Origin of the sequence: Microbispora sitophila (genome assembly GCF_014892245.1) — a bacterium.
In the GTDB taxonomy this organism is placed as follows: Bacteria; Actinomycetota; Actinomycetes; order Streptosporangiales; family Streptosporangiaceae; genus Microbispora; species Microbispora siamensis.
The window spans coordinates 340,194-357,068 of sequence record NZ_JADBGC010000007.1 but is presented as its reverse complement, the minus strand read 5'-3'; the positions used below and the strand labels follow the sequence as shown (position 1 = coordinate 357,068).

The window sequence follows — 16,875 nt, the reverse complement described above, 5'->3', positions numbered from 1 at the left end:
ATGAGCATCCGCGTGTACCGCAACGCCGCCATCCACACGGGAGCCGGTGGCACGCCACCCGCCCAGGCCATGGCCGTGGACGGCGAGACGCTGCTCGCCGTCGGCACGGAGGCGGAGGTGCGCGAGGCCGCGGGCCCGGGTGCGGAGCTGATCGACCTGGACGGCGCCGCGGTGCTCCCCGGCTTCTACGACGCGCACATCCACACCGCGCAGTACGCCCAGAGCCTCGGCGCGGTGGACCTGCGCGACGTGCGGTCCCTGGACGAGGCCCTCGCCATGGTGGCCGCGCACGCGGCGCGGCTGCGGCCGGGCGCCTGGCTGTTCGGCGGGCGGTGGAACAGCAACACCTGGGATCCGCCCGCCCAGCCGGACCGGTACGCCCTCGACTCGGTCTGCCCGGACCTGCCGGTCGCGCTGCCCAGCGTGGACGGCCACACCGTGTGGGCCAACTCGGCCGCGCTGCGGCTGGCCGGCATCGACGCGGGCACGCCGGACCCCGTGGGCGGCGAGATCGTCAGGGACGCGAGCGGGGAGCCCACCGGCATCCTGCGCGAGGCGGCCTCCTACCCGCTGCGCGACCTCATGGTCTCCCCCGACCTGCGCGACCTGCTCCGCGCGGCGCAGGAGGAGCTGCTCGCGCTCGGCCTGACCAGCGTGCACGACATCGACGGCGAGGACTGCCGGGCCGCCTACCTGGAGCTGCGCGACGCGGGCGAGCTGAAGCTGCGCGTCCACAAGGCGATCCCGATGGTCCACCTGGAGGCGGCGATCGCCGAGGGCCGCCGCACCGGGCAGGGCGACGACTGGTTCCGCACCGGCCCCGTGAAGATCTTCAGCGACGGGGCGCTGGGCTCGCACACCTGCCACATGAGCGAGTCCTTCGCCGGCGAGTACGGCAACACCGGCATCGCGGTCACGCCGTACGAGGAGCTGGTCGCGTTGTTCTCCCGGGCGGCGGGAGCCGGCATCGCCGTGGCGACGCACGCGATCGGCGACCGGGCCAACCACCTGGTCATCAACGCGTACGAGGCGGTCGGCCCCACGCCGGGGCTGCGGCACCGCATCGAGCACGCCCAGCACCTGCGGCCCGGCGACCTGGCGCGCATGGCCCGGCTGGGCATCGTCGCCTCGATGCAGCCCGTGCACTGCACCAGCGACATCGACCTGGTGGACCACCTGCTGGCCGGCCACGAGCTGGCCTCCTACGCCTGGCGGGGGATGCTGAACGTCGGCGTGGCGCTGGCCTTCGGCTCCGACGCACCCGTCGAGCACCCCAACCCCTTCGCCGCGCTGTACGCCGCGGTGACCCGCACCCGGACCGACGGCACCCCCGCCGGCGGGTGGCAGCCGGAGCAGCGGCTGAGCATGGCCGAGGCCGTCACCGCCCACACCCTGGGCGCGGCCTACGCCGCGGGCGAGGAGGAACGCAAGGGCGTCCTCGCGCCCGGCAGACTCGCCGATTTCATCGCGGTGGACACCGACCCCTACCTGGAGTCGCCCGAGGCGGTGCTGCGCACCAAGGTTCTGACCACCGTCGTCGGCGGCGAGGTCCGCCGGCGGCGAATCTGAAGGAGCACCCCCCTTTGAACACCCGGATCCTCACCATGCTCGCCGTCGGCGGGCTGCTCACCGCGACCGCCGCCTGCGGCGCCCAGTCCCTGGACGCCGGCGACTCCGGCGACTCCGGCGCGGCGGCCTCGGCGCCGGCCGTCGTCCTCGACCAGGCCCCCGCCGAGGAGAAGGCGGCCGACGTCATCAACGCCATCACCCCCGACCAGGAGCTCGCGGCCAAGGCGCCGGCGAGCCTGAAGTCCGGCGGCCTCAAGGTCGTCTCCTCGATCGGCTACCCGCCCATGGAGCTGTACGCGAGCGACGGCAAGACGCCGATCGGTTTCGACCCCGCCCTGGCACGCGCCATCGCGAGGAAGCTCGGCGTCAAGGTGACCATCACCGACGAGGAGTTCAACTCGCAGATACCCGGCGTGCTCACCGGCCGCTACGACTTCGTCATCTCCTCGATGAGCGACACGCCGGAACGGCAGGGCCAGGTCACGTTCGTCGACTACGTGCAGGCCGGTGCCGCGCTGCTGGTCAAGAAGGGCAACCCGGCGGGCATCACCGGGCCCGGGGACGTGTGCGGCAAGACGGTCTCCGTCGTCGACAACGGCTCCTCGATGGAGCTGGCCGAGAGCTATGACGCCGCCTGCAAGAAGGACGGCAAGCCCGCCGTGGACATCCTGAAGTTCCCCGGCGACACGGAAGCCATGCTCCAGGTGAGCAACGGCCGCGCGCAGACGAGCGTCACCGACTATGTGGTCGCCGCGTACAAGGCGGCCGACCCCAAGCTCGAAATGGAGGCGATCAGCCTCGACGGGACCGCGAGCCCCTGGGGGATCGGGATGAAGCCGGACAACAAGCAGCTCATCGACTCCGTCAAGGGCGCGCTCGACTCCCTCATCAAGAGCGGAGAGTACGGCAGGCTGCTCAAGGCGTGGAACCTGGACGCGCTGGCCGTCGAGTCGGCCGTGGTCAACGGCGGTAAGTGACGTGCGCACCGAACCGATCGCCGACGGGTCCGGCACGCCGATGCCCGTCGCGCGCACCTGGCACTGGGGCCGCTGGCTCGCCGGGGCCGTCGCGCTCGTGGTCGCCGGCTGGCTGGCCTACCTGGTGGTGGTCAACCCGCGCCTGGACTGGGGCAAGGTCGCCGAGTATCTGTTCAACGAGCGGATCCTGTCCGGGGTCTGGGTCACCGTCGAGATCTCCGTACTGGCGACGGCCCTCGGGCTGGTGCTCGGCGTCCTGGTCGCGGTCATGCGCCTCGCGCACAACCCGGTGCTGAGCGGGCTGGCCACGTTCTACATCTGGTTCTTCCGCGGCACCCCGGTGCTGGTGCAGCTCATCTTCTGGTACAACCTGGCGTTCCTCTTCCCCGAACTGGTGCTCAAGATCCCGTTCACGATGATCGGCCTCAAGTGGGACACCAACCAGGTGATGACCGGCTTCACCTCGGCCATGCTGGGGCTGGGGTTGAACCTGGCGGCGTACTTCGCCGAGACCGTGCGCGCCGGGATCCAGGCGGTGGACCGGGGCCAGACCGAGGCGGCGTACGCGCTGGGCATGACGCCGGCCAGGCGGATGCGGGTCATCGTGCTGCCGCAGGCGCTGCGCATCATCATCCCGCCGACCGGCAACGAGTTCATCTCCATGCTGAAGACCACCTCCCTGGTGTACGTCGTCGCCGGGCACGACCTGATGACCAACGCCAGTCAGATCTACAAGGCGAACAACCGGATCATGGAGCTGCTGATCGTGGCGAGCGTCTGGTACATGGTCATGACCGCCGTGGCGACCTTCCTGCAGGGGCGGCTGGAGCGCCGCTTCGGCTCCGACGCCGTACGGCTGGTGCGGGGCGGCGGGGTCGCGGCCCGGGTGCTGCCGAAGGTGGCCGCGTGAACGCCGGGATGGCCCCCGTGGTGGTGGCAACGGGCGTGCGGATGGGCTACGGCGGCGTGCAGGTGCTCAACGGCGTGGACTTCACTGTGGCCTCCGGCGAGGTGAGCTGCGTCATCGGGCCGTCGGGCTCGGGCAAGTCCACGTTCCTGCGGTGCCTCAACGGCCTGGAGCCGGTGCTGGGCGGCAGCCTGCGCGTGCTCGGGGAGGAGGTCGGCCACACGCTGCGGGACGGCAGATACCACCCCTGGACGCCCAAGCAGTTCGCCGCCTTCCGCAGGAACATCGGCATGGTGTTCCAGCGATTCAACCTGTTCGCCCACCAGAGCGCGCTGGAGAACGTCGCCTGCGGCCCCGTCCACGTGCTGGGCACGCCGCCGGATCAGGCGCGTACGTTGGCGATGGAGCACCTGGATCGCGTGGGCCTGGCCGACCACGCGCACAAGAGGCCCCACCAGCTGTCGGGCGGCCAGCAGCAGCGGGTGGCCATCGCCCGGGCGCTGGCGATGAACCCGGCGCTGATGCTGTTCGACGAGCCGACCTCCGCCCTCGACCCCGAGCTGGTGGACGAGGTGCTGGAGGTCATGAAGGGCCTGGCCGCCGAGGGGATGACGATGATCGTGGTGACCCACGAGATCGCCTTCGCCCGCGAGGTCGGCGACCGGCTGGCCTTCTTCGCCGACGGCGTGGTCGTCGAGGAGGGCCGCCCCCGCGAGCTTCTCGCCGCGCCGGAGCACGAGCGCACCCGCGCGTTCCTGTCCAGCGTCCTCGGCGCCCAGGAGGGCCCGTTCGAGAAGTGAGCGCCGGGCCGGGGCGTTCAAGAGCCGGAGGTCCGACCTGGGTCGGCGCACCTTCTGGGTCAAGACGGCGGGAGTATCGCCTTGGTTTCGTAGTCGTGGAGCACCAATGCCGTGGTGACCGGCCCGAAGCGGGCGATGCCGTCGACGACGACTTCCAGGCGCGCGGCACTGGGGGCGTGAACCTCGATGAGGAAGCAGTCCTCGCCTGTCAGCCGCTTGACGTGGGTGACCTCCGGCAGCCGCGCGAAGTGGTCGAGGCAGGCGGAGATGCGGGCGTGCGTGGTACGCAGTCGAATCACCGCATGAATGGTGAGGCCGAGGCGGGCAGGGTCGACCACCGCCCGATAACCGGTGATGATCCCCGACTGCTCCAGGCGCTTGATGCGCGCGGACACGGCCGGCTGCGAGAGATTGATCCGCCGGCCGATCTCCGTGACGCCCAGGCGTCCCTCGGTCTGAAGGATGGCCAGGATCTCGTGATCGACCGCGTCCAATGAAACCGACGTCTCGCCCGCCATCGACCTTCCATCCATCGCCAGGCGGCGACTCTACTCGATCGTCCGCACATACTGGCGCCTGGGGCGACGACTCGCGTCACCAGCGACGAAGGGTGAGAAGAAATGCGTTTTGTGATCGTTCCGGGGATCGACGGTTCCGACGAGGACCACTGGCAGACGATCTGGCAGGCCGAGTGGGGGGCCGCGGCCACCCGCATCTCGCCCTCCTCCTGGGACGAGCCGGATCTTGACGACTGGCGCCAGGCGATCGACCGCGCTGTCGCGGACGGCTCCTCGCCCGAGGTGGTGCTGGTCGCGCACAGCCTGGGTTGCCTTGCCGCCACCCACTGGGCGAGCACACGACAGCAGGCCGTTCGCGGGCTGTTCCTGGTGGCTCCCCCCGACGCCTCCGGTCCGAACTTTCCGGCCACGGCGGCGCCCACCTTCACCACGTTGAGCGCGACGCCGCTCGAGGTGCCCGGCCTCGTCGTCACCAGCGACGACGACCCCTACTGCGGTACGAACGCCGCGGCACGACTGGCCGCCGCGTGGAAGACCGAGCGGCTCAGCATCGGCCTCGCCGGACACATCAACTCCGCCAGCGGACTCGGCCGCTGGGCCTTCGGACGCGCGCTCCTGACGGCGTTCACCGCGGGCGCCCGCCGACACCCCTGAGGCGTGCGTCGCGAAGGTCGTCCGGTTGCCGGAGGATCCTCTTCTGGCCGGGGAAAACCGCGATGCTAACCTAAGTCAGTCGCTTGATTTAAACGCGCACGCACCCCGACCGCGCAACGGAGACCCGCGCATGTCCCCTCCCTCCGTCGCTCACGCGGCGCGCCGGCTCAGGAGCGCCGCCGCCGTCGGCGTGGCCGGAGTGGCGCTGTTCACCCTCAGGGACAGGATCCCCGACCCGGACGCGGTCTGGGCTTCGGTTCGGAGGGTGAACCCCGGCTGGCTGGCCGTCGCCGTGCTCGCCGAGGGCCTCTCGATGAGACTCTTCGCGGGGCTGCTGCGCCGCCTGCTCATGAGCGGCGGCATCAGGCTCACCCGGCCGCGCTCGATGGCCGTCACGTACGCGCGCAACGCCGTGTCCAGCTCATTGCCCGCCGGACCGGTGCTCTCGGTCGCCTTCACCATTCGTGAGCTCGGACGGCTCGGCGCGTCCAAACCGCTGTCGGTCGCGACGCTCGTGCTCAGTGCGGTGTACTCGACCGCCACCTTCGCCGTGCTGGGGCTGGTCGCGCTGCTGAGCGGCGACGCGACCCGGGTTCCCGCGCTGATCGCGCTGGTCGCCGTCGTGGCGGCCGTCCTCGCGCTGGTGCGCCTGTGCCGGCGGCCCGGCGGACGTCGTTCCGGCGCCTCCCGCCGGATCCTCGCGGCCAGGGACGCGATCAGGCCGACCGGCAGGGACCGGCTCGTCCTCGCCGTCCTGGCGCTGGCCAACTGGCTTCTCGACGTGGCCTGCCTGGCCGCCGTGTGCGCGGCGGCGGGAGTCGGGCTGGGGCCGCACACCGTGCTGCTCGGCTACGTGGCGGGCAAGATCGCGGCGACGATCGCGGTCATCCCCGGCGGGCTCGGCGTCACCGAGCTCGGCATGGCCGCCACCTTCGTCGGAGCGGGTGTCACCGGCAGCGTGGCGGCGGCCGTCGTCGCACTCTACCGGCTGATCTCCTACTGGGCCGTGCTCGCCGTCGGCTGGGTCGCCTGGCTGCTGCTCCGCGACGGGGTCCAGGCCCGGCTGGCCGCGGCCGGGCGGTGGCTGCTCGGCGTCCTCGGCCGCGGTGAGGACGAGGCGGACGTGCGTCCGGCAGGCTGAAGCTCACGAGTCGTTGGAGACGGGTGCCAGCCACAGCCCGACGAGCGCGTCGATCAGCCCGGTCGCCGTGTCGTGCCAGCTGGATCTGGGCGTGGGGGCGCCTTCGGCGAGGGCGCGCTCGCGTTCCGCGCACACGTGCGTGATCAACTGCCGGGCCATGTCGCTGCGCTCCGCCCGGACTTCGGAGGGCAGTTCGGGCAGACAACGGATGAAACCGTCCATCGCCTGTCGCAGCGAGGCGTGTGTCTCCTCGGCGATGACCGCACGCAGCGAGGGATCGGTCACCACCTGGGCGATGAAGCGGGCGTACCAGGTCGGGTTGCCCTGGGCGGCCAGGTGCTCGGTGACCGGGCGGACCAGGCAGGCCACCCAGTCGCGTACGTCGGCGGAGTCGCCGATGTCGGCCAGCATCTGCTCGCGTATCCGATCGACCCGCTCGGCGTGCCTGCGGGCGATCGCGCGTACGAGATCCGCCTTGGTGCCGAAGTGGTAGCCGACCGCGGCGTTGTTGCCCTGCCCCGCGGCCTCGCTGACCTGGCGGTTGGACACGGCGAACACCCCGTGCTCGGCGAACAGCCGCTCCGCCGCCGAGAGAATCCGCTCGCGGGTCACGCTGACCCGGTCGGCTCGTAACTTACCGGTCACCCTCACCACCGCACCGGAATCGATGCGGTAAGTCAAGCAATTGAATTAAACGTCTTCCGGCTCTCGCGGGCGCGGGTCGCCAGGGTCACGGGTATGGCGTGGCCCAGCACTCCGACACCCCAGCCCAGGATCGGCCAGATGGGCCACGGATACCAGAAGTCCGTCGCCCGTCCGACGACGAGCCAGACGGCCACCATGAGAAGCGATGCGCCGGCATAGACGCCGGCGTGGATGCGCACTCCGAGCCTGGCCGCCCTGGCCTTACGCGCCCGGCGCCGCGCCCGGTCCCTCGACGTACGCAGCGTGGGCGGCAGGTCGGCGAGGAGGGGGTCGAGCTCGGCGCGGTGCCGCGCTCGCGTGGCGACGTCGAGGCGCTCGTCGAACTCCTCTTTGGTCAGATAGCCGGCGCCGAACGCGTCGCCGAGCATCTCGACGGCACGGTCGCGCTCGGCGGCGCCGACCCGGGGCGCGGCGGCCGGGGCGCCGGCGGGCCTGGAGCGGAGCGCTGTGCCGGAGTCGATGTCCAAGGGAGGCCTCCAGAGGTCGAGCGGCGATAACCGCGAACGTAGATAACTCGAGAATCGCACGAACTCGGTCGCTAACGCAATACGCTACAGTTAACATGCGTCAACTGAAGAGGGGAGACAGACCGATGGAGGGGTCCTCGACGACCAGTCCTTCACGACGCCAGAGGGTGCGTGACGCCACGCTGCGTGAGCTGATCTCGGTGAGCCGCGAGATCCTGACGACCCAGGGCGTCGAAGCGCTGACGATCCGGGCGGTCGCCCGGGAGATGGGGATGACCCCGCCCGGGGTCTACCGCTACTTCGACAGCCACCGCGCCCTCCTCGACGCGGTCATCGTGGCGATCCTGGACGAGCTCACCGAGTTCGTCGCCACCAGGGTCGGCGAGGTGGACGAGGCGGACACGGCGGGCAGGCTCGTCGTCGCCAGCAGGGCGTTGCGGCGCTGGGGGGTCGACCACCCCCGGGAGTTCCACCTCTCCCTGGTCGTGGCGCCGCCGGAGGAGGAGAACCAGGCGGTCGTCCGTGCGCGAGGCCAGGTGGGCAAGCTGTTCGGGGACATCTTCGCCGGAGCCTGGCGGGACCACGGCGGCGCCTCCCCCTCTCCCTGGCCCCGCGAACCGCGGATCGAGCCGCTGGCCGAGCGGCTCGTCCAGATCCTGGAGATCACCATGCCCTCCACCGCCGCCGCGACCGCCTTCACCCGCTGCTGGACGCGGCTCTACGGAATGGTCTGCCTGGAGTCGCTCGGCCTGCCGCGGATCATCGGCGACGAGGCGGGCGATCTGTTCGAGGCGGAGCTGGCCGACCTCGCGCGGGCACTCGGCCTTCCCGAGGCCGCCCTGAACACCGGTCGCTGACGTCCCCCACCACCGTCCTCACAGGAGTGCCAATGACCCCCCTGCAGCTCAGTCAGCCGACCCAGGTGATCGCCGGAGCCGTCCTGCTGACCGTCGTGACCATCGAGTTCGGCGGGTGGTTCCTCACCCGGATCGTCCGTGGCGCGGTGCCGATGACGCCCTTCCAGCAGACGTTCGCCCGCGCCGGGCACGCGCACGCGGGGGTGCTGGTCACCCTCGGGCTGGTGTGCCTCCTTTTCGTCGACGCCACCGGCCTCGACGGCGTCGCCCTGTGGACCGCGCGGCTCGGCGTGCCGGCCGCCGCCGCGCTGATGTCCGCCGGGTTCTTCCTGTCGTCCCTCGGACGGGACGTGACCCGGCCGAACCGGCTGATCATCCTGCTCTGGCTCGGCGCGCTCTGCCTGGCGGCGGGCGTGCTGACCCTCGGCGTCGGCCTGCTGACGAGCTGACCGCAGCGACCCGGCATGAGAGCCGTGCATGAGACCGGATTCCAGGGGTAAGCGAGAGCGGGAGAGTGCGCTACGGGGCCCGTGCGGGACGGCGGCGGACAGGTCATCCGTCACGTCCCGCACGGGCCTCGCTCACCTGTCGTGGACGGTCACCACGTATCCGTCGGGATCGCTGAAGGAGAACGTCCGGCCGAACGGCCCGTCCACCGGCTCGGACAGGATCGGCACCCCCGCCGCGGCGAGTTCGTCGTGGAGCCGCTGGGCGTCGTCGGCCTTGAACCACAGCGCCACCCCGAGGCCCGGACGCGGGGCCGCCTCCAGATCGACACCGGGCAGCGGCTCGCGCACCGCGAACGGAATGGGCGCGGTGGCGAACACCACTGCGTGCGGCGGCCCGGCCGGGTCCCGCCGCAGCCCGAGACGCTTCTCGTAGAACGCGGCCGCCGCCTCCAGGTCGCGCACCTGCAACGCCACGAAATCCAGTCCGGTCACAGTCACGACCGCCTCCTATGTCAGGGATTTGACATTGTAGACGATATGTCAGACTGTTGACATGAGGCAAGTGAGCAATGGCGCGGACCTCGGCCGCCTGGTGGGCTACCAGCTGAAGAGGGTCCAGGCGGCCCTGCGCTCGGCCATGGACGCCGCGTTGCGCCGCCACGACCTGACCACTCCGCAGTACGCCTGCCTGGAACTGCTCGACCAGCGGCCGGGGCTGTCCAACGCCGAACTGGCCAGGGGCGCCTTCGTCACCCGCCAATCGATGAACGTGTTGCTCCGCAATCTGGAGGACGCCGGGCTGGTCGAGCGACCGGCGTCCGCGCCCCAGGGCAGAGCCCTGCCCACCACGCTGACGGCGGAGGGCAGGGCCCGGCTCGTCGCCGCGCGCGGCGACGTGCTCGAGATCGAACAGCGGATGACCGCCCACCTGGACGCGGAGCAGGCCGACCTCCTGCTCGGCCACCTGGAGCGGATGACGAACGCCTTGGAGGCCCGCCCTCGGGATTTGCCTACTCTGACGTCAGAGTAGGGTGATTCCGGTCACGTGGTTCTCCCGGCCGACGCGCAGCCGTCCCGCGACATCCCCGCGCCCCGCGTCGCGACCGCCGGGAGGCCAGGGATCCGGGCGGCCCCGCCGCCCGCGAGAGCCGTCGCGCCCGGCGGATTCCTCCGCGGCGGGTCCGGCCACACGAAAGACCGCACGTGGAAGAGGGAGGACGATGTCCATCTACCGCGTCAGGATGTACAGCGGGTTTCAGCGCACCCTCACCGCCGACCGCGTCGTCGTCAACGGCGACAACATCTGTTTCGAGCGGAGCAGGAACGGATCCTGGGTGGCGGCGCTGCAACTGCCGACCCAACTGGTCACCCGGGTCCGCCGGCGGTGCGTCCAGCCGGACGGCACGGTGACGTGGAACGTCGAGAGACCGGGGCCCAGCACCTACTGACCGCGAGCGCTCGCTCCCCGACCGCCATTGGTTATTGCTCTATAACCTTCCGTGAGAGTAGAGTCTGCCCCGCTTGCGGTGGGACTCCGCTTCGCCGCGTGCTCGCCCATCGCAGGCGCAAACGCCACCGCACGGCCCGCCTGGCCCTTCCCCCTCGCCGGGCGCGCCGTCGCGGTGGGAGCCACCGCTGCCGCCTGGCTCCGCCAGGGCGAGCCCTGGGCCTTATGCTTGTCCTCCCCTCCAGCCGGACTCCCGGACGAGAGGTATCGTCGCCGAAGAGTTCCAGGGAGCTGTTCTGCGAAACCCTGCCCTTACGTGAGGGTAGGCCGTGAGTGGCGACGGTACCCGCACGGGGAGCGGGGACCACGGGGCAGGAAAGGTGAGCGGAGCGATGCCTGAAGGTCTGGTGCAGATCGGCGAGGTCGCCGAGCGGCTCGGGCTGTCCCTGCGCACCATCCGCCATTACGAGGAGGTCGGCCTGGTCGTGCCCGCCCGCACGCAGGGGGGTTTCCGGCTCTACAGCGAGGAGGACGTGCAGCGCCTGGCGCTGATCAGGCGGATGAAGCCGCTGGGGTTCACGCTGGAGGAGATGCGCGACCTGCTGGAGATCAACGACCGGCTCGCCCGCGGTGACGACGACCCCGGCCTGCTCACCCGGCTGCAGCTGTTCGAGAGGGCGGTCGCCGAACGCGCCGACAGACTGCGCGAGCAACTCGCGATGGCGAGGGAGTTCGCCGAGCAGCTCCGCCGCCAGCGGATGAACGTCCCGAAGGCCGCGTCCGCCCGCTGATCTGTGTCTCCTCCATGCCTAAGTCGTCTCCCCCGTGCCTAAGTCCATCCCAAGTGCCGCCTAAGCCCTGCCGCCTAAGTTCACCGGCGTAAGGAATTCCGCGGAGCCGTCCGCGGAATTCTCCGGCTTTCCGCAGCGAGGGAGCATGGGATGTCCCTGTCGCCCGCGTCCGGCACGGCCGGGCGCACGCACTGGCCCGCCGAGATCCTGCCGGTGCTCGAGAACGCGCTGACGTGCGAGTACGCCTCGCTCACCCGCGCCGGCACGCCGATCACCTGGCCGGTTGGGCCCTACGTCGCCGAGGGCGGCCGTACGGTCGACGTCTCGACGGGCCTGACCTATCCGTCCAAGGCAGAGCGGGCCAGGCGCGACCCGCGGGTCGCCCTGCTGTTCTCCGACCCCACGGGGTCGCCCGTCTCCGGCCCTGCCGTCGTGCTCGTCCAGGGCCTGGCCACCGTGCGGGACGCGGATCTGCAGGCCAACACCGATCTCTATCTGCGGCGGACGCTGGCGAAGTATCCGCAGGCCGTCGCCCGGCAGCCGTGGTTCCTCGTGCGACGCCAGGCCTGGTACTGGGCGAGGATATGGATCGAGGTCACTCCGCTGCGCATGCTGTGGTGGCCACACGGGCGGCTCGACGCGCCTCCCCTGCGGTGGGAGGCGGCGCCGGAGGTGACCGCGCCGCCGTCGGACCCCGCCCCCACGGGAGCCGGCGCTCCGGGATGGCTGGAGCCGCCCGCCGACTGGCGCCCCCGCGCCGACCACGCCGTCCGCCTCGGCGATCCCGTGCTGACCGTGATCGGCGAGGACGGCTGGCCCCTGCCGCTGCGTACGCTGGGCGCGACCCGCGTCGACGACGGCTTCCTCGTACGGACCGGCCCGCCCGGCGTCCTGGCGCGTGGACGGGCCTGCCTGACCTTCCACACCCACGGCGCCGACATGAGCGGCCAGGAGAACGTCGTGCTGGTCGGCGAGGCAACGCCCCTGCGCGACGGCGTCCACGTGCGGGTCGAGCGCGCGCTGGCCGACTTCAGCCTCAGCGGGAGCCGTTTCGGGCAGGTGCGGAAGATGGTGCGGACCGCTCGCGCCCTGGCACCGCGACTCGAACGGGAGGCCGCACGGCGCGGGCAGCCCGTTCCCGTGCCCCGGCGTCCTCGCTGATCACAGGCGCGCGAGCGCGTCACGGGCGGCCTTCTCCCAGTGGGGAGAGCCGACCTGCCCGGCGACCTCCACCGCCCGGGCGTAGTGCCCGGCCGCGGCCTCGTACCTGCCGAGGAACACCGCGAGGTCGCCGAGCGTGTGGGCGATCGGCCCGAGCGTGACCGAGGCGCTGTTGAGCCCGGCCATCTCCCCCTCCGTGGGAAGGAGCAGGCGGTAGCACTCCCCGGCCGCCTCGCGGTCCGCCAACGCGATCGCGGTCGCCGACCGTGCCGCCATCATGAACAGCCAGGAGTAGTCACGGCGCGGAAGGGCCGCCGGCCACACGGCCCTGGCCTCCTCCGTACGCCCGGACAGCGCGAGGGCGACGGCGTACGCCTCTCCGGCGTCCTGTGGGATCAGCTCCCACAGCGGGGTGATCGCCTCCAGGCACTCGTCGAAGCGTCCCGCCGTCAGACGGACGGCGAAGCGCCCCACTGCGCCCATGAGGGCCGAAATCGAGGCTCCCGTCTCCATCATCCGCTCGCCCAGCGTCGTGTACGCCCTCTCGGCCTCGTCGAACTCGCCCCGTACGAGCAGGTGCAGGGCGTCGAGGAACGCGAGGATGCCGAGGGCGTGACCGAGCTGGCCACTCGTCGAGTGCTCCGCCGCCTGATCGGCGTGACGCCGGGCGGCGGCCCAGTCGTTGCGGCCCAGCGCGACCATGCAGAGCGCCGCGTGCCCGAGCGTCTGGTAGCCGAGCAGTCCGGCCGCCGTGGAGACCCGCAGCAGCTCGTGCCCCAGTCCTTCCAGCTCCTCGCGCCTGTCCGGGGCGTGACAGGCCCAGTATCGGGCGTTCAGCGCCATGCACAGCAGGTGCGGGTCGCCGATGCCGCGGGCGATGGCCACCGCCTCCGTGCTCGCCGTCTCCACCCGGGCGGCGTCGTGTCCCTCGACGGCGTGGCACAGCGTGACCAGCAGAAGGCAGCGCAGCTCGCCCGTCTCCCGGGGGAGCGCGTCCTCGATGACGTGCACCAGATCGCGATCGAGCCTCCGCTCCGGCTGGATGGTCCAGATGACGGGCGCGTCGAAGGCCACCGCGGCCCGGGCGACGGCCTTCGGATCGGCGGTTCTCCGGGCGACGGTCAGCGCCTTCCCCCGGGCGTCGAGCGCCCTCTCCACTTCACCGGCGTGCGCCAGCGCGGACACCAGGCGGCACATCAGGTCGAGTCGCAGCGCCTCGGGCGGGTCGGATGCCAGATCGAGCGCGCTCAGCGCGCCCTCCAGGAAGGCCGCCGCGTCCCGGTGGGCGTACAGCGCGGACACCTGGGCCGCCGCCCGCGACGCGTACTCCGCCGCGGCCGGCGCGGTGGCGGTGGTCGCGGCGGCGAGGGCGTGGTGCCCCAGGGCTCCGACGTCCCCGGGCCGCACGGTCTCCAGGGCCGTCACGACCTTGCGGTGCATCCGGGCGCGCCGCAGCCGGGGAATGTCCTCGTAGAGGGTCTCGCGGACCAGCACGTGGGCGAAGCGGACCCGGCCCGGCCGGGGCTCCTCGAGCAGCCCGGCCAGCACCCCCGCCTCCAGCCCGTCGAGCACGGTCTCCTCGTCGCCTCCCGGCATCGCGATGAGCACGTCGGCGTCGACCTCCCTGCCGAGCACCGCGGCGTTGCGCAACGTCACCTGGACCGCGCCGGGGAGGCGGGCGACCCGCCGCCGGATCAGGTCCCGCACCCCGGGCGGCAGCACGTTCACCGCGGAGGGGCCGTCGATCGCGAGCAGCCGCGCCGTCTCGCTCACGAACAACGGGTTGCCGCCGGTGCGCTCGCTGACCTTCCGCGCGGTCGCCCGGTCCACGTCCATGCCGGACCGCTCGGTGAGCAGCCTGGCGACCTCGTCCGGTGCGAGACCACTGAGCTCCAGGTTCTCCACGGTCTGGACGGCGAGGGCGGCAGCAGTCGCCATCAGGTCGGCGCTCGACTCTCCTGGCCGGTGCGTGAGCAGGACGAGGGCGGGTGTCGCGGCCAGCCGTACGGCCAGATGGCGCAGCAGCTGCAGGGTCTCCTCGTCGGCCCTGTGGACGTCCTCCAGCACGATCAGCAGCGGCCCCGGCACACCGTCCACATAGTCGCCCACGGCTCTGGCCAGCCAGAACTGGCCGACCGGCGCGGCGTCGTCGGTCAACAGCGGCGCCAGTCGCGCGGCGGTCTCCGGCGGGGGCGGCGTGGTCGCCGCGAGATCGCGCAGCACCTCGCTCCACGCCCACGCGGGCGGCACCCCGCCCGTCGTCTCCGGGCACCGGCCGACGACGGTCCGCCAGCCCCGCGACGACAGGTGCCCCACCAGGGCGTCGGCCAGGGTGCTCTTGCCCAGCCCGGCCTCCCCGCCGAGCCACGCGACCCGGAACCCGTCCCCGGCCTGCTCGGCGGCGGCGACCAGGCGGGACAGCTCCCTCGTACGGCCGACCATCCTGCCGGGGGACGGCGGCCGCGGCCGGTCGGGCGGCACGACCAGCGGCGCGGGCGCGGGCTCCTGGACGATCAGGTCGAGGGAGGGGGCCTGGGCGAGGATGTCCGCCTCCAGGCTCCGCAGCGCCGGCCCGGGATCCACGCCGAGCTCATCCGCCAGCAGGGCCCGGGTGCGGCGCAGGACCGCCAGGGCGTCTCCCTGACGGCCGGCGCGGTAGTACGAGAGCGCGAGCAATCGGACCGCGTTCTCCCGCAGCGGCTGGGCGGCGACGTGCCGTTCCAGCTCGGGGACCAGTTCGGCGTGGCGGCCGAGTGCCAGGCCCGCCTCGGCGCGGTATTCGACCGCGACCGCCCGCAGCTCGAGCAGGTGGCCCACCTCGGGCACGGCCCACTCCTGGTCGGCGAACTCCGCGTACGCCTGCCCCGTCCACAGCGACAGCGCCTCACTGATCGTGTCGAAGGCGTCGGCGGGTGCGCGCCGGGCGAGGAGGCCGGCCGCGGCGTCGACCAGCTTGGGGAAGCGCCAAGCGTCCACGTCCTCGGTGTCGAGTGCGAGGCGGTATCCGGGCGGCGCGCTCACCAGGACGCGGGCGGCGGCCCGCGGCGCGCGATCGGGCTCCAGGACGCGGCGCAGGTTCGAGACGTACACCTGCAGGGCGCCGAGCGCCTTCGGCGGCGGCTGGCCCTTCCACAGGTCGTCGATGAACCGGTCGGTGGACACGATGTGCCCCTGCGCGCAGACCAGCCGGGCCAGCACGGCCCGATGGAGTGACGTGCCGAGCTCGACAGGGCGGCCCGCCACCTCCGCGCCGATGTGGCCCAATACCAGAACTCGCACCATAGCGGGTAAAGCATAGGTCTGTTTCCTTTTATGGTGACGGCTCGTTAGGGTGAGCGCTCGATTCCCGCTTGATTTCCTGCTCGAGTTCCCGGGTGCGTCCGTGCGTCATTATCGGTGGAGTGTTCTCGCCCTTGTCGCCGCCGTCGGATATGGCGCGGTGGTCGCAGTCGCCGCTGCGGTCGCGACGGCCCGCGGCGACATCGGACTCCTCTGGCGGGTGACCCTCCTCTCCGATGTCACCGAGGACGTCACGGTGCGGGACCTGTTCGCGAACGTGGACGTCACGGCCGTGCGGCCGAACGCGCTCGTCCTCCTCGCGGCGGGCGGCCTGTAGGGCTGGACGCTGTGGCAGGGCCTGCGAGGCCCGGTCGCGGGGTGCCCGCCGGTGACGGACCGCGGTGCGCTGCGGCTGCGTGTGGCGTTGTACGCCGCGGCGGGGTCCTCGCTGGTCCACGCGGTCGCACCGACCTGGCCGTGGTGGGCGGTGGTGATCGACTCGCTGATCATGTCGGTGCTCGTGGTGCTGTTCCACCCGGTGCTGCGCCGCGCTGTGGGGTTCGCCGGTCTCGCCCTGACCGCGGGCCTGCTGACCAACACGAGCACTGCCGCCGTCGAGGTGTTCGACGTGCTCGACTGGCGCGAGGCGCGGCGCGTGGCCGACATGCCCGATCTCAGCGCCGTGGCGGGTCTGATCTGGACGGCCCTGGTCTTCCTGACGCAGTGGCGGGACGGCCGCTGGCGGCGGGCGACCGTGGGGTACGGCATCGCCTCCCTGGTGGTGCCGATCGCGCTCCTGCTGACGGCCGCCCCTCTGGAGATCGCCGGGATCTCCGGGGGCGTCTACGGCGCCGCGATCACGGCCGCCGACGCCCTGTCGGTGATCTGGCTCGCCCGTTCGGCCCACGAACTCACCGACCCATGCGCCCCACTCGCCCAGGTCGCCCCGGTCGCCCCGCCAGGACCGCCGCCCGCCCAGGCGTCCGGGTAATGGTTCGTTATGCGGATGCCCGCCCTCGCCTTGGGGATAGCGAGCCTTCGTATGACCTGCCTAATCTGCGATAAGTGACGCTCTTTCCGACCGTATGACGCGCCGCGTACGGAGCGTCGGGGCGCTTCTCCACAAGAGTCCCCGCCCGCTGGTGACCAAGGA

The 16,875-nt window shown here is 72.0% G+C and carries 19 protein-coding genes; 14 read left to right on the top strand and 5 right to left on the bottom strand.

The genetic code is table 11. The features are described 5' to 3' along the window. From IL992_RS15755 to IL992_RS15740, 4 genes are read left to right on the top strand one after another with little or no spacing between them, the layout of a single operon-like run. On the top strand, positions 1–1,569 hold the full coding sequence (locus IL992_RS15755; protein ID WP_193204074.1) for an amidohydrolase: 1,569 nt from the start codon (positions 1–3) through the stop codon (positions 1,567–1,569). Positions 1,570–1,583: 14 nt separating this feature from the next. Then, positions 1,584–2,546, top strand: a complete 963-nt coding sequence (locus IL992_RS15750; RefSeq protein ID WP_193204073.1) for an ABC transporter substrate-binding protein — start codon at positions 1,584–1,586, stop codon at positions 2,544–2,546. Position 2,547: 1 nt separating this feature from the next. Next, a complete protein-coding gene (locus tag IL992_RS15745; protein ID WP_319018572.1) occupies positions 2,548–3,456 on the top strand; it encodes an amino acid ABC transporter permease in 909 nt (302 codons plus the stop codon). A gap of 8 nt (positions 3,457–3,464) precedes the next feature. Further along, a complete protein-coding gene (locus IL992_RS15740) occupies positions 3,465–4,253 on the top strand; it encodes an amino acid ABC transporter ATP-binding protein (protein WP_193204133.1) in 789 nt (262 codons plus the stop codon). A gap of 59 nt (positions 4,254–4,312) precedes the next feature. On the opposite strand, the gene IL992_RS15735 is transcribed toward IL992_RS15740, so the two are convergent. Then, a complete protein-coding gene (locus IL992_RS15735) occupies positions 4,313–4,771 on the bottom strand; it encodes an Lrp/AsnC family transcriptional regulator (protein ID WP_193204072.1) in 459 nt (152 codons plus the stop codon). A gap of 102 nt (positions 4,772–4,873) precedes the next feature. Here IL992_RS15735 and IL992_RS15730 point away from each other — a divergent pair, with 102 nt between their 5' ends. After that, a complete protein-coding gene (locus tag IL992_RS15730; protein ID WP_193204071.1) occupies positions 4,874–5,425 on the top strand; it encodes an RBBP9/YdeN family alpha/beta hydrolase in 552 nt (183 codons plus the stop codon). Positions 5,426–5,555: 130 nt separating this feature from the next. Beyond that, on the top strand, positions 5,556–6,566 hold the full coding sequence (locus IL992_RS15725; protein WP_193204070.1) for a lysylphosphatidylglycerol synthase transmembrane domain-containing protein: 1,011 nt from the start codon (positions 5,556–5,558) through the stop codon (positions 6,564–6,566). A gap of 3 nt (positions 6,567–6,569) precedes the next feature. Here the strand turns inward: IL992_RS15725 and IL992_RS15720 are convergent, their stop codons facing one another. Continuing rightward, positions 6,570–7,220, bottom strand: a complete 651-nt coding sequence (locus tag IL992_RS15720) for a TetR/AcrR family transcriptional regulator (protein ID WP_404804756.1) — start codon at positions 7,218–7,220, stop codon at positions 6,570–6,572. A gap of 23 nt (positions 7,221–7,243) precedes the next feature. Further along, positions 7,244–7,738: a DUF1707 domain-containing protein gene (locus IL992_RS15715; RefSeq protein ID WP_226872975.1), complete on the bottom strand. Its 495-nt coding sequence runs from the start codon at positions 7,736–7,738 to the stop codon at positions 7,244–7,246. Between the two features lie 167 nt (positions 7,739–7,905). Here IL992_RS15715 and IL992_RS15710 point away from each other — a divergent pair, with 167 nt between their 5' ends. Further along, the gene (locus IL992_RS15710; protein WP_193204069.1) at positions 7,906–8,595 is read left to right on the top strand and encodes a TetR/AcrR family transcriptional regulator; all 690 of its coding nucleotides are present in this window, start codon (positions 7,906–7,908) and stop codon (positions 8,593–8,595) included. Positions 8,596–8,627: 32 nt separating this feature from the next. Then, positions 8,628–9,044, top strand: coding sequence for a hypothetical protein (locus tag IL992_RS15705; RefSeq protein WP_193204068.1), 417 nt, complete (start codon positions 8,628–8,630; stop codon positions 9,042–9,044). A 132-nt stretch (positions 9,045–9,176) separates the two neighbouring features. On the opposite strand, the gene IL992_RS15700 is transcribed toward IL992_RS15705, so the two are convergent. Further along, on the bottom strand, positions 9,177–9,542 hold the full coding sequence (locus IL992_RS15700; protein ID WP_193204067.1) for a VOC family protein: 366 nt from the start codon (positions 9,540–9,542) through the stop codon (positions 9,177–9,179). A 55-nt stretch (positions 9,543–9,597) separates the two neighbouring features. Here IL992_RS15700 and IL992_RS15695 point away from each other — a divergent pair, with 55 nt between their 5' ends. The 4 genes from IL992_RS15695 to IL992_RS15680 all read left to right on the top strand — a co-directional run bounded on the left by IL992_RS15695 (position 9,598) and on the right by IL992_RS15680 (position 12,443). After that, positions 9,598–10,074, top strand: coding sequence for a MarR family winged helix-turn-helix transcriptional regulator (locus IL992_RS15695; protein WP_193204066.1), 477 nt, complete (start codon positions 9,598–9,600; stop codon positions 10,072–10,074). 190 nt (positions 10,075–10,264) lie between these two features. Continuing rightward, a complete protein-coding gene (locus IL992_RS15690) occupies positions 10,265–10,492 on the top strand; it encodes a hypothetical protein (RefSeq protein ID WP_193204065.1) in 228 nt (75 codons plus the stop codon). A 391-nt stretch (positions 10,493–10,883) separates the two neighbouring features. Beyond that, positions 10,884–11,282 carry a MerR family transcriptional regulator gene (locus tag IL992_RS15685; RefSeq protein WP_193204064.1) on the top strand — a complete coding sequence of 133 codons (399 nt, stop codon included), beginning with the start codon at positions 10,884–10,886 and terminating at the stop codon, positions 11,280–11,282. A gap of 150 nt (positions 11,283–11,432) precedes the next feature. Beyond that, complete coding sequence (locus tag IL992_RS15680; protein ID WP_193204063.1) at positions 11,433–12,443, top strand: hemerythrin; 1,011 nt, start codon at positions 11,433–11,435, stop codon at positions 12,441–12,443. Here IL992_RS15680 and IL992_RS15675 read toward each other — a convergent pair whose 3' ends face one another. Further along, entirely contained in the window at positions 12,444–15,725 is a 3,282-nt protein-coding gene (locus IL992_RS15675) for a BTAD domain-containing putative transcriptional regulator (protein WP_193204062.1), read from the bottom strand. A gap of 100 nt (positions 15,726–15,825) precedes the next feature. Here IL992_RS15675 and IL992_RS15670 point away from each other — a divergent pair, with 100 nt between their 5' ends. Both IL992_RS15670 and IL992_RS15665 read left to right on the top strand, forming a co-directional pair. Next, positions 15,826–16,059, top strand: coding sequence for a hypothetical protein (locus IL992_RS15670; protein ID WP_193204061.1), 234 nt, complete (start codon positions 15,826–15,828; stop codon positions 16,057–16,059). Between the two features lie 51 nt (positions 16,060–16,110). Further along, complete coding sequence (locus IL992_RS15665) at positions 16,111–16,713, top strand: hypothetical protein (RefSeq protein WP_193204060.1); 603 nt, start codon at positions 16,111–16,113, stop codon at positions 16,711–16,713. The last annotated feature ends 162 nt before the right edge of the window (positions 16,714–16,875 follow it).